This is a genomic window from Pricia sp., from assembly GCF_041745955.1.
Lineage (GTDB): Bacteria > Bacteroidota > Bacteroidia > Flavobacteriales > Flavobacteriaceae > Pricia.
Genome location: NZ_JBGTHY010000081.1, coordinates 1 through 15,485 on the forward strand (window position 1 = coordinate 1; position 15,485 = coordinate 15,485).

The window sequence follows — 15,485 nt, forward strand, 5'->3', positions numbered from 1 at the left end:
GTATTCCACTATAAGGCATCCCGACGGGAGAGTTGAGGTAACCCGGGCCGAGGAGACCGAAGCGTATAAGAAATGGAAGCTAAAAGATCGGCCAGAATGGAAATCCCCAGATTCTCGGTAAGGGAAGAAAACCTCCGTTCAAAACTTACCTTCGATTGTTGATAACCTCCCTCCCATTTTCCTTACGAAAAAAGTACTTTTGCTTGTCCGTAAAATCATATGGGACACATCGACTTCTGTCCCGATTATAACAACATAAAAATGAGTGTTAAAAAAGCTAATTCGGCCTTAATTTCCGTTTTCCACAAGGATGGTCTGGAACCTATCGTCAAAAAGTTCCAGGAACTTGGCATCACCATCTATTCCACTGGAGGTACGGAAAAATTCATAAAAGACCTGGGTATCGAAGTAGTTCCCGTTGAAGATGTCACCAGCTACCCTTCCATTTTAGGGGGACGCGTGAAAACCTTGCATCCCAAGGTGTTCGGTGGTATCTTGAACCGACAGGACAATGCGGGTGATATTGCCCAATTGGAGGAGTTCGACATCCCACAGTTGGATATTGTCATCGTAGACCTCTATCCCTTTGAAAAAACGGTCGCCAGTGGGGCATCCGAACAGGAGATTATCGAAAAAATAGATATCGGGGGGATTTCCCTGATCCGGGCGGCCGCCAAGAATTATAACGACGTGCTCTGTGTGTCTTCCATGGAAGATTATGGGGAATTTCTGGAAATTATTTCCAAAGGAAACGGAAGTACATCCCTAGAAAACCGGAAAAATTTTGCCGCCAAGGCCTTTAACGTCTCCTCGCATTACGATTCGGCCATTTTCAATTATTTCAACAAAGACCACGAAATCGCATCCTTAAAAATCAGCGAAACCAAGGGACAGGTCCTTCGCTATGGTGAAAATCCGCATCAAAGAGGGTTTTTCTTCGGCGATTTCGAGGCAATGTTCATCAAATTGCACGGTAAGGAACTTTCGTACAACAACTTATTGGATGTCGATGCCGCCGTTAACCTGATGAACGAATTCAAAGGGGACATGCCGACCTTCGCCATCCTAAAACACAACAACGCCTGCGGGTTGGCACAACGGGAAACCATTCATCAAGCCTACTTCGATGCCTTGGCCGGAGATCCGGTTTCCGCTTTTGGGGGCATTCTAATTAGCAATGTCGAAATCGACCAGGCCACATCGGAAGAAATACATACGTTGTTCTGTGAGGTTGTCATTGCGCCCAGCTATTCCGATGATGCGCTGGAAACCTTAAAAGGAAAGAAGAATAGGATTATCCTAATCCAGAACGAGGTTGATCTGCCCGATACGATTGTGCGGACCTGCCTGAACGGCGTTTTGGTACAGGATAAGGACCATAAAACGGACAGTGTATCCGAGTTTCAGTATGCGACGGAAAAAAGACCTTCCGAAAGGGAACTGGAAGATCTTATTTTCGCTTCGAAACTCTGCAAGCATACCAAATCGAATACGATCGTGCTTGCCAAGAACAAACAATTGTGCGCCAGCGGTACCGGGCAAACGTCTCGTGTAGATGCCCTAAATCAGGCCATTCATAAAGCCCGATCCTTTAAATTCGAGCTTGAAGGAGCGGTGATGGCCAGCGATGCGTTCTTTCCCTTTCCCGATTGCGTCGAAATTGCCGAAAAAAGTGGCATCAGCAGCGTCATACAGCCCGGAGGCTCTATAAAAGATCAGCTGAGCATCGACTATTGTAATGAAAATAATGTATCTATGGTCATGACGGGTACACGTCATTTTAAACATTGACCGGTAGTGTAGATTTTTTTTACCATATCTATTTCTACCACAAAAACCAAATTTATTCGTTAAAACGGGGCTGAAATCATATTTTTTAGTAGCATAGCCTTCAATACTTTATAGTTTGACCCTCATAAGAAGCGAATTCACAACATAAAAAACGGAGCGGCTGCTAATTTCGCTACTTTTGTCGATGAAACGCATAGCATTCATCTTGCGATCTCAACCCTTATCTAACTAATACTATAACCAATATAACAAAATGGGATTTTTTGATTTCTTGACCGAGGAAATCGCCATCGACCTAGGAACGGCGAACACCCTCATCATTCATAATGACAAGGTCGTTGTCGACAGTCCGTCTATCGTTGCCCGTGACCGTATTTCCGGTAAAATCATCGCCGTTGGCAAAGAAGCCAACTTGATGCAGGGCAAGACGCACGAAAACATCAAGACCATCCGGCCATTGAAGGACGGTGTTATTGCGGATTTTGATGCCTCTGAGAAGATGATCAACATGTTCATTAAGAACATTCCCGCATTAAAAAAGAAATGGTTTCCTCCGGCACTGCGTATGGTCATCTGCATTCCATCGGGCATTACCGAGGTGGAAATGCGCGCGGTAAAGGAATCCGCGGAACGCGTAAACGGTAAGGAAGTCTACCTTATTCATGAACCTATGGCCGCCGCTATCGGTATCGGCCTCGACATCATGCAGCCCAAAGGCAATATGATCGTCGATATAGGTGGGGGTACTACCGAGATTGCGGTTATCGCTTTAGGCGGTATCGTTTGTGACAAGTCCGTGAAAATTGCGGGCGATGTCTTTACCAATGACATCATCTATTACATGCGTACCCAGCATAACCTCTATGTTGGCGAAGCTACCGCGGAAAATATTAAAATCGAGATCGGTTCGGCAACGGAAGATCTTCAGACACCGCCCGACGACAAATCCGTTCAGGGGCGTGACCTTTTGACCGGAAAACCAAAGCAAGTGCAAATATCCTATCGGGAAATCGCAAAGGCTTTGGACAAATCCATCCTACGTGTCGAGGATGCCGTTATGGAGACCCTTTCGCAGACACCTCCAGAATTGGCCGCCGACATCTATAATACCGGTATCTATATGGCCGGTGGCGGATCGATGCTTCGTGGATTGGATCGAAGGCTATCCCAAAAAACGGACCTTCCCGTATATATTGCCGAAGACCCTTTACGAGCGGTCGTTCGTGGTACCGGTATCGCTTTGAAGAACTTAGATCGGTACAAGAGCATCCTTATAAAGTAAAAGAACGGGTCACAGAACACGGTAAATCTTAACTAGCACGGGGCATGCAGCAGATCATCAACTTTATCGTTCGATATAAGAACTTTCTTCTTTATATCTTTCTGATGATCGTATCGATAGGCTTTACCATACAATCGCACTCGTACCACCAATCCCGCTTTTTCAATTCTTCGAACTGGCTGACCGGTAACATTCTCGAGACCTCGAACAACGTTTCTACCTATTTCGGACTTAATGCCGAGAACCAAAAACTGATGGACGAGAACAAGCGTTTGCGCGACCTGCTCTTCAATGCGGGGGAAATCGATTCGATCCTTCCCGATTCAACGCAGCGTACCTATACCATCACGACCGCCAGGGTCATCAAAAACAGTTTTGCAGAGCCCCGAAACTATATTACCATCGATAAGGGGGAAAAAGACGGCGTTGAGGGCGATATGGGAGTAATAACCAGCAAAGGTATTTTGGGCATCATAGAGAACACCTCGAACCATTTTGCCACGGTACAAAGTATTCTGAACGAAAAATCGAACATCAACGCCAAGATCAAGAACACCGACCACTTCGGTTCGCTGGTCTGGGACATGAAACGTTACGACATGGTGCAGCTCATCGACATTCCGCGTTTGGTGAAGCTAACCGTTGGCGATACCATAGTTACTGGGGGTATGAGCAGTATTTTTCCCGAGGGCATACCTATCGGGACCATACGTAAATTCGACCTGAACAGTTCGAACAGTTTTTACAGTATCGATGTGGCGCTCTTTAACGACATGACCAATATCAGGAACGTTTATATCGTGAACAACGAATTTCGCGAAGAAATAAAAGAATTGGAAAACCAGACCCAGACCGATGATCAGTAACTCGTACTTTTTGAACGTGGTCCGCTTTATACTGCTCGTGCTGGTTCAGGTGCTGGTGTTCAACCGCCTCAATTTTTTCGGGTTTATCAACCCGATGGTCTACATTTTATTTCTGTACTGGTATCCGATCAAGGAGAACAGGGCAGCGTTTATAGGCCTTGCGTTCTTATTGGGCATATCGATAGACTACTTTTCCGATTCGATGGCCCTGCACGCCGCATCGACATTGACCATTGCCTATATGCGACCGGCCATCATGCGATTTGTTTTCGGGGTCAATTTCGAGTTTCAGAGTTTTAAGCTAAGTAATACCACTCGTATACAACAAATTACGTTTTTAACGTTATTGATTGTAGTGCACCATTTGGTCTTCTATACGCTGGAAATTTTTAGTTTGGCAAATTTCCTGTTAATTTTGAGGAAAGTATTGGCTACCGGCGCCGTAACTTTGCTGCTTTGTTTGCTGTTCGGTTCGCTTTTCAGCGTAAGAAAAGAGTGAGAAGTGAAAAGCATAGACCAAAAATACGAAGTAGGAAGTTCGAATTTTCGAATTCCGCAAGAAGCAAAGCGGTCTCACGTCAAAACCATTAAAACAAACCCTTAGTTGAAAAAAATACTCCTATCCTCCATCATCGTCATCATCGGTATCACGTTTATCGGCAGGCTTTCGTATCTGCAGATCTTCAGTTTTTCACCGGACCAGGTCTTGGAAGATCCTGCTATCAAACGTGTCTACGACTACCCCGAGCGCGGTTATATCTATGACCGTAACGACAAGCTTTTGGTAGGCAACGATCCGGCATACGACGTAATGGTGATTCCTCGGGAGGTACAGGAACTCGATACTTTGGAGTTCTGCGGACTGCTCGGCATAAAAAAGAAGGATTTCATCAAGGAACTGCATAAGGCCAAGGTCTATTCCCCCAGGCTTCCGTCCGTTTTTGTACCCCAGCTCTCAAAACAGGATTACGCCAAGCTGCAGGAAAAAATGCGGCACTACGAAGGCTTTTATATCCAACAACGTTCCCTCAGATATTATGATACCAACAGTGCGGCCAACGTGCTCGGCTATATCAGTGAGGTCAACGAAAGAGATTTGGCCAAAAACCCTTATTATGTGCAGGGCGAACTGACAGGGCGTACCGGAGTGGAAAAGCAGTACGAAGATATTTTAAGGGGACGAAAAGGGGTACAGTACATACAAAAAGACCGCTACAACCGTGATATCGGGAAATATAAAAACGGTATTTTGGATACTTTGCCCGAACAAGGCCTCGAACTTAATGTCACCATAGACAAAGACCTTCAGGAGTACGGAGAGCGGCTGATGAACGGTAAACGCGGTGGAATAGTGGCGATAGAACCGGCTACCGGAGAGATTCTATCGATGATTTCGGGGCCAACCTACGACCCGGCACTTTTGGTCGGCAGGGAACGGTCAAAAAACTACAGTGTGCTCCATTATGACAGTATCGCAAGACCTACTTGGGACCGCTCCATTTTGGCCGAGCCCTCGCCAGGCTCCCCCTTTAAGACCCTCAACGCATTAGTGGCACTGCAGGAAGGAGTCATTGCGGCAAGCACAAGCGTTCAGTGCTACAACGGTTTTTATGTGGGAAGAAAGAAAAGGGGCTGCCACTGTGGTGGTGGTATGCGCAACCTAAACAACGGTATCTATAAATCGTGTAACGCCTATTTTGCCAATGCATTCCGAAAAATCTACGAAAAATACGATACCACCGATAAGGGAATGGATGTGTGGGAAAAACATATGAAAAGTTTCGGCCTCGGAGAATATTTAGGATACGACCTTCCCACGGGAAGAAAGGGCAGAATACCTAGCAAAGAGTACTATGATAAGTGGTACGGTGACAACCGCTGGTCGTCATCCTATATTATTTCGAATTCCATCGGTCAGGGCGAAGTGGCCGCTACGCCGATCCAATTGGCCAATATGACGGCCGCCATAGCCAATCGGGGGTTTTATTTCACACCCCATATCCTGAAAAAAGTGGATGGCAAAGATATCGACATCCCAGATTTTGTAGAGGCCAAACATACCACCATCGATAAGCGGCACTTTGAACCGGTCATTCAGGGCATGGCAGATGTTTACACAAAAGGAACAGGCCAATTAGTACAGATACCCGGCATCGATATCGCCGGAAAAACCGGAACGGTAGAGAACTACACCAAAATAGACAGTGTACGGGTGCAGCTCACCGACCATTCCATCTTTGTGGCCTTCGCCCCTGTTGAAAATCCTAAAATCGCAATCGCCGTTTATATCGAGAATGGCTATTACGGCGCAAGATATGCCGGCCACATTGCCTCGCTAATGATCGAAAAATACCTCAAAGGCGAAATTACCCGCACCGATCTTGAAAAGCGGATGCTCGAGCGTTCCCTCGAACGCGAATACGCCAAACCCTATAGCGGCAAGGAGTTTAAGATCAACGAATACGACTGGAGCCAAGATGCCATCAAGCAGAAAAAAGAGGATACCTCAATATAAGCGTCTATGGCTGGTAAAAGTGTACTCAAACGTATCGATTGGCTAAGCGTATTGTTCTATCTATTACTGGTGACCATCGGATGGGTAAATATCTATTCGAGTACGTTCATAGAGAACGGTGCATCGATTTTCGACTTTGGCACCTTACACGGCAAGCAACTGTCTTTTATCATAGTCAGTTTTGTCTCCGTAGTTATTTTGCTGGCCCTTGAAGCCAGCTTCTACGAACGCTTTTCCAGTGTTTTCTATATTGTCTCGATGCTATCGTTGCTCGGTCTGTTCGTTTTCGGAAAGACCATTTCGGGGGCGACATCATGGTACGACCTCGGCTTTTTCAACCTTCAGCCCGCGGAATTCGCCAAAGTGGCCACCGCCCTTGCCCTGGCAAAATATTTGAGCGATATTCAGACGGATATCAAACGGACGAAAGACCAGCTCTACGCCTTTATTATTATTTTGATTCCCGCAATATTGATCATTCCCCAGCCAGATCCGGGCAGTGCCCTGGTCTTTTTTGCCCTCTCGTTCGTTATTTTTAGGGAAGGGCTTCCAATTTTTTATCTGGGCATAGCCCTTTTCGCCGTTTTGATCTTTGTCACCACCTTGATGTTCGGTACTATTTGGATCGCCATTATTCTGACCCTGCTAATCCTTATCTTTCTTTTGTTAAAAAAGAAAAAATTCAAAATGCCGTTACTCCCTCTAGCTACGGCCCTTATCGTTACCATACTCTTTTCGCTATCGGTCGATTTTGTATTTGACCATGTTTTCGAGCAGCGGCATCGCGACCGTTTTTCGCTATGGCTCCGTTTGGAAAATGACCCCGAAAAACTGGAACAGATTCAAAAAACAATCGGGTACAACTCCTACCAATCGGAGAAGGCCATCGAATCCGGCGGATTTTATGGAAAGGGTTTTTTGGAAGGTACCCGCACCAAGGGTAATTTCGTGCCCGAACAGCATTCCGATTATATTTTTACCACCGTCGGCGAAGAATGGGGCTTTATCGGTACGGTAACGGTCGTGCTGCTATTCACATTATTGCTTTTGCGATTGGTCTTTCTGGCCGAAAGGCAAAAGAACGCTTTTAGCAGAATGTACGGTTATGGGGTGATTTCGATTCTCTTTGTACATTATTTCATCAATATCGGCATGGTCATCGGCATACTGCCCACCATTGGTATACCCCTGCCGCTATTCAGTTACGGGGGATCAGGAATGCTTTTCTTCACCATGCTGCTTTTCATTTTTATAAAGTTGGATGCCAATCGGTTGAAGGAAGGGATTTGAGTTAAAGTGTCAAGTTTAAAAAAAGGTCTGATGCTGGATGCTCGGTGCTCGATGTATAAAATTTGAGCTTGCCTGCCAGCAAGGCGGCTTGGCACCGGGAGAGTTTTTCCTAGAACTTCCAATCACTAATCTCGACTTTACCCTCTAACCTCGACTCTACCTCATCCGGAAGGTTCTCAAAAAAATCTATCCCCGTGCGTTTTTCGACGTCATCAACGGAAACCGTAAACCGGCGAAGGGGTTTGGTACTTTCCTTTCCAAAAAACAAAAAGGCCAGGATTTTGGGGTTGTCGGGCGCTCCCCTAGCCAAGATCTTGTAGTAATATCGGGGCACGTCGACATCCTCTTCCCCTATTTCTTGCAAGCCCGGTTCAAGAACGCCGCCGGTCACAACAAACAGTTCATTGTAGCTTCTGGCCCAATCGCGTACCTGCAGCTCGAGCCGGTTCCAGACGCCCGCGTTGAAATCGCGGTCTTGCGGACTGATGTTACTTGTATAAAAGGATTCGTTATAGGCCTGCTCAGAAAATCGGCGGTCGCCCGCGGGGCAAAGGTGTCCCCGATCATACCCCGAACCCCTATAGTTACGCCAATCCGCGGATTTGGTTTTCACTTTCGGATCTTCGATAAAAAAGGGACGCTTTCGCTGGTCGCGGGTCAGGTGGCTCTTCTTAAGCACGTAGGCTACCCATTCGGCCTGTTCGAAGGGCTCATTGTACGACAAACTATAATATCTATGCTCGACAATGGCACCCGTTGTGGAACTGGGCATGAAATTGGGGGGAATATCCGTTTTCAACCCGGTATTTTCCGGATCGGAGTAGCTATCCGATGTATAAAAGTTCTCAAAAACCCAGAAACCGACGATGCAGGCGACCAGTAGGAGAGAATATATGGTTTTTCGCACACCGTACAACTAAGAAGATTTTGTTCAATATAACTATTAATTTTCACGTAATTATAAGATATTTTCCTCTTGTTTTTACGACTAAAGGATTACTTTAGGAACACTAAAAAATCAAAGAAATATGCTCACTTGGAAAGATGTTATGCGATTCAGCACTAAAGGAAACCCCGAACCTGACCGAAAGGTCGAAAAGACGGAAGCCGAATGGCGAGAAATATTGACTCCGGAACAGTTCCGAATCACTCGAAAAAAAGGAACAGAGGCCCCACATTCAGGTGCCTACTGTGCATCCCACGAAGCGGGAAAATATAACTGTATCTGCTGTGATACGCCCTTGTTCGATTCGACGATCAAGTTTGAATCCGGCACCGGATGGCCCAGTTTTCACCAGCCCATAAAAGAAAATGCGGTAAAATATTTTAAGGACTCCTCTTTCGGTATGATTCGGGTAGAAGCATTGTGCAACACTTGCGACGCGCACTTGGGCCACGTTTTCCAGGACGGCCCGCCACCAAGTGGATTACGGTATTGCATGAACTCGGAATCTTTGAAGTTGCAGGAGGTCGGAAGTGGGCAGTTGCGATAGTGGTAAGCACTGATTCAAATTTTACGGAAGTGTACGGCGGCCAAATTAAAATATACTCAAAATTGAAGAAAATTGGCCTCGGCGGAGGTTGCCATTGGTGTACCGAAGCTGTTTTTCAATCCCTCCGCGGTGTGGAAAAGGTCGAACAGGGCTTTGTAGCTTCCACAGAAAAAAACGCTACTTTTTCAGAAGCGGTTATCGTTCATTTTGACGCTACATCCATTACCCTGAAAGACCTCATCGAGATCCATTTGCATACGCACGAGAGTACTTCCAACCATTCTATGCGGCAAAAATACCGTTCTGCGGTGTATACGTTCTCAGACGGACAGCGGGCTAAGGCACAAGAAATACTGAAGAGATTGCAACCTGATTTTGAGCGACCGTTGATTACCGAGGTGCTTCCTTTCGTCACCTTCAGACCATCCGATGAGCAGTTTACCGATTACTACTATAAAAATCCACAGAAACCGTTTTGCCAAAACTACATCCAACCTAAATTGCAGTTTTTGTTGGAGCGGTTTTCAAATGCGATAGATGGCGAGAAAATAAGGCTTTCAAATCCTATTGATTCCATTATAAAATATTAAATCCACTAACTTGACACTTTCAAATTACCATCCCTTTTTTTGTCGATATCACCGCCATCATATCCACAGACCCCCATGCGCGGGGAATTGACCGCTGACATGGCTGCGTAATCCGCAAAATCTTCGCATTCCTTGCTGTGTTTCTTAGCGCATTTTCTACAGAACATCCCCTCATCTTCATATCCAAGGCATACGGAACAGATTTCTTCGGCCACCGCCTTGTTGCAGGTTTCACATTTCCATTCCAAGGGTTCGTTTCGCGATAATAAAACGATGCTGTCGTCGGCTTTGATACCGTACTCGCCCATGACCGTTATCCGCAACTCGGTGGTACTGCCAAAATCATATTCGTATTCGATTTTTTGATTCACAAATAAGGCGTCTTTGGCCTTTCTCGATTTGGGAATTTCGCCAGTGTTCGCTTCCATTGTCCGTTCATACTCCGCCACCTTGCCCTCGTCTAAAAGCTCATAGGCATCCATAAGGTCGAAGAAACCGCCCCCGAATCTATAGTCCGGTTTCTTGGCAATATCCCGGAAGGCACTCATGTGGCCACAGCATTCGAGCCAAATGGCCCTGAGAAAATAATCCAACGCTTCCATCATGGTATTTCCATCTATCCAAAGCGAAAGAAAATATGGGTTTTTCGACCAATTCGGTTCCACCTTAAGATGAAAGGATTTTTCCCTTTTGCCCTGAACGACCCTCTCCGCCAAATGTTTGGCCAGATGCCGATTGATACCCGCTTTTTTAAATGTTTTTTTGCAGAAAATGCATTCGCCTTCAGAAGTTACTTTGTCGGACATAGTATTATTTTATAGGATTTTAATTCGCTTTAATTCAGGGAGCAGATAGGTCAAGAAATGGCCAAGGTTGGTTATTGTTATCTTTTCATCGATTTTATAGGTTTTTTCGGTGTTGCAAATGATAAAGCCCTTGGCCGCCCTGGTATTCTCTAGGGAAATCCTGAACCCTTTGCCCGCTTTGGCGTTCGATGGCAGTTTGATTTGGATGGCTGCCGTTACCGGACCATTTCTTTCCAATCTCAGGTCGCACTCGGCACCTTGTTGCGTTCTGTAAAAAAAGGGCCTCGTTTCGTTATCCAAAACATTGCAGATTTGTTCTATGACGAAACCCTCCCAGGAAGCCCTACGCTTAGGTGGTCTTGCCCACCTCTCTAGGCCCTATGATGCCAGTAGCAGGAAATACTTGCATAAATTCCCGAGCCACAGTTCGGATATTCGGTTTATTTCCATTTTAACCATGTAAAACGTATATTAAATATACGATTTTCAAGGTTAAAATTTTTTTAATACGGGGGGGGCTATTAAAAGGTTGAATTCCAAAAGGCCAAAACCAATCTCATTATAATTCAACCTGTATGGGTCGATTAAAAGCACAAATGCTAACCGATGCCGCCTTATAGGTCATACTCTATTTCAAATTTTGTATTTGCTACAAGACATTATTAGGTTTTTTTTCTTTTGTAGCAATAAACTTTAAAAAGGAATAAAACTCAAGAAGCAATCAATGGGGGTATTCGAATATATAAAAATTGTTAAAGAAAAAAACGTTTTGTCGATGATTTTTAATAGGCGGTAGCTTTTCTTTGGTAAAAAATCTTCCCTAAAAATAAACAAAATTGAATTGTCACCCGTCAATGGTCTTCCATAAAAAAACCCGACACTTTAGTATCGGGATTCCCTAATTTTGTACCCTATCAATTGAATATCCGGCCTCAGCCCTTCACCGCCAGCTTACCATGCTCCAAACTATTGTTCTTCAAATCTTGCAATACGTTAACCGCTTCCTCCACATAGACATCCTTAGCAAGATTCATGTGCCAGCGGTTGCGTTTATCGCGCAGTACGGAATCTTTGGCAAATAAGGCTTCTTCGTATTTCAGGGATTCGAAGGACAACTTGGAATCATAATCGGTAATGGTTTTGAAGTATTCCGATTTCTTTTTGGCCTGTTCTTCATCATCTTTATAGGTGTCGTAGTTTAAGGAGATGGTCGTTTCATCCTGTTTTGATTTTAGCCATTTGGCGTTTTCCTCGATCAATTTGATCTGGGCGCTGTTGGCCATCCTCCTTTTACTGTTGTCTATGGTTCGGTCGTAATCGATATAGCCATTCCACGGCTTATAGTTCGCAGGGGATATTTTATCCCACTGTAAAGGATTTGACTGATCGCGCTCGCCTAAATCGATGTAACTATACCTGTCCGGTACCACAACGTCGCTCTTTACCCCTTCTAGTTGGGTCGAACCTCCGTTGATTCGGTAGAACTTTTGTGTCGTCAGTTTTATGGCACCCAAATCGCCATGGTCGTTGCTGCGTACGATATTTTCCAAGGGAATCACATTCTGCACCGTGCCTTTACCAAAAGTTTGTTCGCTGCCGATGACAATACCTCTTTTGTAGTCTTGCATGGCCGCTGCCAGAATTTCGGAAGCTGAGGCGGAAAGTTCGTTGACGAGTATCACCAAGGGACCGTCCCATTGAATGCGCTCATCCTTATCGTCATAGACATCCTTTCCTTTTCCGGAAGAACGGACCTGAACGATAGGGCCATCTTTAATAAACAATCCGGCCATTTCGACTACGGTCTTCAAGGATCCGCCGCCGTTATCGCGCAAATCGAGAATCAGGCCTTCGGCACCGGCTTCCTTCAAGCGCTCCACTTCTTTGGCGACATCGGTGGCCGCGTTCCGTTCCGTGTAATCATCGAAATCTACATAAAATTTGGGTAGGTTTATGAGTCCGTATGTATGACCCTCCTTAATGATATTGGCGGATTTGGCGAAAGATTCTTCCAGCTCCACGACATCACGGGTCAGCGAAACGGTTTCCATAGACCCGTCGATTTTACGAACGGTCAGGTCTACGGTAGTGCCTTTCGCGCCTTTGATGAGCTTAATGGCATCATCTAAACGCATACCTACAATATTGATAGGCTCCTCGCCATCTTGGCCGACCTTCATTATTTCATCGCCAACTTCTAACTGCCCATCGCGCCATACGGGACCTCCGGAAATGATATCCACTATCCGGGCACCGTCAGGCTTTTTCTGCAAACGGGCACCAATACCCTCGAACTTACCGGACATACCCACATCGAACTTCTCTTTTTCGTCAGGGGCAAAGTAATAGGTATGGGGGTCGAACTCGTCAACTATGGTGTTGATGTACTGTACGAACCAATCTTTACGCTCGACATCGTCGACGAAATCAAAAAACTCGTCCAAGGTCTTTTTAGTGGATTCCCGGGAAAAGACCTCGGCTTCTTTCGGGGTCATCGGTTCATCTGGAAAATCATCTACGCCCTCCTTAACAACTTTTTCCACCACCTCATCATTCTCGAGGGATTTTTCAGTTTCAGCATCTTTGGATACCTTCCTAATCTTGGAATCGTAAGTGCCCAGGGTGGCATACTTTAATTGCTGTCTCCAACGTTCCTTTAAATCCTTTCTTGAGGCCGCAAATGGTAATTTTTCGTAGTCGATATCGATACTTTCCTTCTCATCGTAATCAAAGGGGGTATCGAGGACTTCCTTATAAATACCTTTGGCCTCTTCCATCCTCATAATCAAGCGGTCGTAAACCATATTGAAAAAGGAAATATCGGTGCTTTTGATCTGGTCGTCTATCTGGAATTTGAACTTCTCGAATTCCTTGATATCCCCTTCCAGAAAATAGCGTTTTGTAGGGTCGATAACATCGATAAAATCTTCAAACACACTGACGGAAAAATCGTCGTCGATGGTCTTGGGCTCATAATGGCCTTTTTCGAGCACATAGGTAATCAGGTCCAATAATAATTTATCTTTATCGTCATTTTCAAAAGACTTGTTGGTAAAGCTGCACGAAGCAACCGAAATGAGCATTACCAAAAGCGCGTAGGCAAGATTCCTTTTCATCAATTTTAGTTTTATTTTGAGAAAATCGGCCAAGGAAATTAACTTCTCCCTTATTGACCTTATCACATATACAATCCTCTAAGGTACTGAAAAAACCATGCCACCTTAAGACCCCGGCATTAATTTTTTGTTAAACGGGGATAGGACCCGCGATGATCGATATGTTTTGTAAAACGTATTTTTGCGACATAAATTATAAGTAATGGCAAAACCTTTGATTTTGTTGCAAGTTATTTTTTCTGGACTCCTAGACCTATAAACCCTATAAACTTTTTCATGGACGTTAAAAAGGAACTAATAATCGGCTTTGCAGTGGGCATCATTGCCAATACCATCGGTACACTTTTATACATTTTGCTGTTTTCCGGACTTGGCATTGTAGCCACTTTTGAGGCCGCGGTACAGCAAGGACATGTTGGTAGCCTTCTAGCCTTGGGCGCCATCTTGAACCTCATCGCCTTTTTCGGTTTTTTAAAGATCGGAAGGGACCATCGTGCAAAAGGGGTGCTGATCGCTACTATTTTGACGGCGTTAGTAATTCTGTATTATAAAGTTTTCTAAGGATGAAATACTACATCATATCCGGTGAAGCCTCTGGCGACCTCCACGGTTCGAACCTCATCAAAGCCCTCAAGGCCAAGGATGCGGATGCCGATATCCGTTGCTGGGGCGGAGATCTGATGGAAAAAGCGGGCGGCACCCTGGCAAAGCATTATCGGGAAATGGCCTTTATGGGGTTTTTTGAAGTGCTGCTCAACCTGAGAACGATTTCAAATAACATCAATTTCTGTAAAGAGGATATACATAAATTCAATCCCGATGTCATCGTCTTTATAGACTTTTCAGGCTTTAACCTTCGCATCGCCAAATGGGCAAAAGAAAAACGCTTTACGACCAATTATTACATATCGCCCCAAATTTGGGCCTCGCGTGAAGACCGGATAACCGATATAAAAAGGGATATCGATGCGATGTTCGTCATCCTTCCTTTTGAAAAGGAATTTTACGAAAAGAAGCATGACTTTCCGGTCAATTTTGTGGGCCATCCCCTGCTGGATGCCATTGGCGATCGGAAACCGTTGGACCCCAAAAATTTCCGGAAGGCGAACCATCTGAATCCCGATAAACCGATTATCGCCTTGTTGCCGGGCAGCCGTAAACAAGAGGTGCAGAAAATGCTCAACATAATGCTCTCGATCATGGGCGATTTTACGCACTACGAATTCGTGATTGCCGGCGCACCTAGTTTAGATCGGGAATTTTACGAGCCTTTTCTCACCAATCCGAAGGTTAGTTTCGTGCATAACAAAACCTATGATCTATTGGAAGTATCGCATGCCGTATTGGTAACCAGCGGTACCGCAACCTTGGAGACCGCCATCTTTAAAGTCCCCCAAGTGGTCTGCTATCGGGCGAACTGGATATCGTACCAAATCGCCAAACGCATCATTACGCTCGATTATATCTCGCTGGTCAACCTGATTATGGACAAAGAAGTGGTCAAAGAACTGATCCAAAACGAGCTGACTACCAAAAACCTTAAAATAGCCCTTTTTAAAATCCTCGATGGCCCGACCCGCAAAGCCCAGTTGGAAGCCTATGATATTCTTGAAAAAAAGTTGGGTGGAAAGGGTGCCAGTGAAAAGACAGCAGGGTTGATTTATGACAATCTTCAAGGTTCGCGCTGATTTTTTTTTGGATGCCGACACCCCAAATTTGTCAAACTTCAACCATCG

The 15,485-nt window shown here is 45.2% G+C and carries 13 protein-coding genes and 1 pseudogene; 10 read left to right on the forward strand and 4 right to left on the reverse strand.

Translation table 11 applies throughout. The annotated features are described in order from the left end of the window. Positions 1-261 precede the first annotated feature (261 nt). From purH to rodA, 6 genes are all read left to right on the forward strand, one after another. Entirely contained in the window at positions 262-1,791 is a 1,530-nt protein-coding gene (gene purH / locus ACEW8S_RS02680) for a bifunctional phosphoribosylaminoimidazolecarboxamide formyltransferase/IMP cyclohydrolase (protein ID WP_373516642.1), read from the forward strand. 253 nt (positions 1,792-2,044) lie between these two features. Next, positions 2,045-3,073, forward strand: a complete 1,029-nt coding sequence (locus ACEW8S_RS02685; RefSeq protein ID WP_373516643.1) for a rod shape-determining protein — start codon at positions 2,045-2,047, stop codon at positions 3,071-3,073. Between the two features lie 44 nt (positions 3,074-3,117). Beyond that, positions 3,118-3,939 (forward strand): rod shape-determining protein MreC, encoded by an 822-nt coding sequence (gene mreC, locus ACEW8S_RS02690; protein WP_373516644.1) that lies wholly within the window; start codon positions 3,118-3,120, stop codon positions 3,937-3,939. Further along, positions 3,929-4,438, forward strand: coding sequence for a rod shape-determining protein MreD (locus ACEW8S_RS02695; RefSeq protein WP_373516645.1), 510 nt, complete (start codon positions 3,929-3,931; stop codon positions 4,436-4,438). The genes mreC and ACEW8S_RS02695 overlap by 11 nt, the downstream gene beginning before the upstream one ends. 105 nt (positions 4,439-4,543) lie before the next feature. Next, positions 4,544-6,454: a peptidoglycan D,D-transpeptidase FtsI family protein gene (locus ACEW8S_RS02700; protein WP_373516646.1), complete on the forward strand. Its 1,911-nt coding sequence runs from the start codon at positions 4,544-4,546 to the stop codon at positions 6,452-6,454. A 6-nt stretch (positions 6,455-6,460) separates the two neighbouring features. Then, positions 6,461-7,744, forward strand: coding sequence for a rod shape-determining protein RodA (gene rodA / locus ACEW8S_RS02705; protein WP_373516647.1), 1,284 nt, complete (start codon positions 6,461-6,463; stop codon positions 7,742-7,744). A 109-nt stretch (positions 7,745-7,853) separates the two neighbouring features. Here the strand turns inward: rodA and ACEW8S_RS02710 are convergent, their stop codons facing one another. After that, positions 7,854-8,651 carry a DNA/RNA non-specific endonuclease gene (locus ACEW8S_RS02710; RefSeq protein ID WP_373516648.1) on the reverse strand — a complete coding sequence of 266 codons (798 nt, stop codon included), beginning with the start codon at positions 8,649-8,651 and terminating at the stop codon, positions 7,854-7,856. A gap of 121 nt (positions 8,652-8,772) precedes the next feature. Between ACEW8S_RS02710 and msrB the strand changes: the two genes are divergently transcribed. After that, positions 8,773-9,237: a peptide-methionine (R)-S-oxide reductase MsrB gene (msrB, locus tag ACEW8S_RS02715; RefSeq protein ID WP_373516649.1), complete on the forward strand. Its 465-nt coding sequence runs from the start codon at positions 8,773-8,775 to the stop codon at positions 9,235-9,237. Positions 9,238-9,299: 62 nt separating this feature from the next. Then, positions 9,300-9,827 (forward strand): peptide-methionine (S)-S-oxide reductase, encoded by a 528-nt coding sequence (locus tag ACEW8S_RS02720; protein ID WP_373516650.1) that lies wholly within the window; start codon positions 9,300-9,302, stop codon positions 9,825-9,827. A gap of 5 nt (positions 9,828-9,832) precedes the next feature. Here ACEW8S_RS02720 and ACEW8S_RS02725 read toward each other — a convergent pair whose 3' ends face one another. From ACEW8S_RS02725 to ACEW8S_RS02735, 3 genes and pseudogenes are all read right to left on the reverse strand, one after another. After that, positions 9,833-10,633 (reverse strand): hypothetical protein, encoded by an 801-nt coding sequence (locus tag ACEW8S_RS02725; protein ID WP_373516651.1) that lies wholly within the window; start codon positions 10,631-10,633, stop codon positions 9,833-9,835. A gap of 9 nt (positions 10,634-10,642) precedes the next feature. Beyond that, positions 10,643-10,975 (reverse strand): annotated as a pseudogene (locus tag ACEW8S_RS02730) (hypothetical protein); the annotation flags it as partial. A gap of 590 nt (positions 10,976-11,565) precedes the next feature. Then, positions 11,566-13,749: a carboxy terminal-processing peptidase gene (locus ACEW8S_RS02735; RefSeq protein WP_373516652.1), complete on the reverse strand. Its 2,184-nt coding sequence runs from the start codon at positions 13,747-13,749 to the stop codon at positions 11,566-11,568. Positions 13,750-14,025: 276 nt separating this feature from the next. Between ACEW8S_RS02735 and ACEW8S_RS02740 the strand changes: the two genes are divergently transcribed. Further along, positions 14,026-14,310: a hypothetical protein gene (locus tag ACEW8S_RS02740; protein ID WP_373516653.1), complete on the forward strand. Its 285-nt coding sequence runs from the start codon at positions 14,026-14,028 to the stop codon at positions 14,308-14,310. Positions 14,311-14,312: 2 nt separating this feature from the next. Next, complete coding sequence (gene lpxB, locus ACEW8S_RS02745) at positions 14,313-15,437, forward strand: lipid-A-disaccharide synthase (protein WP_373516654.1); 1,125 nt, start codon at positions 14,313-14,315, stop codon at positions 15,435-15,437. Positions 15,438-15,485: the final 48 nt, after the last annotated feature.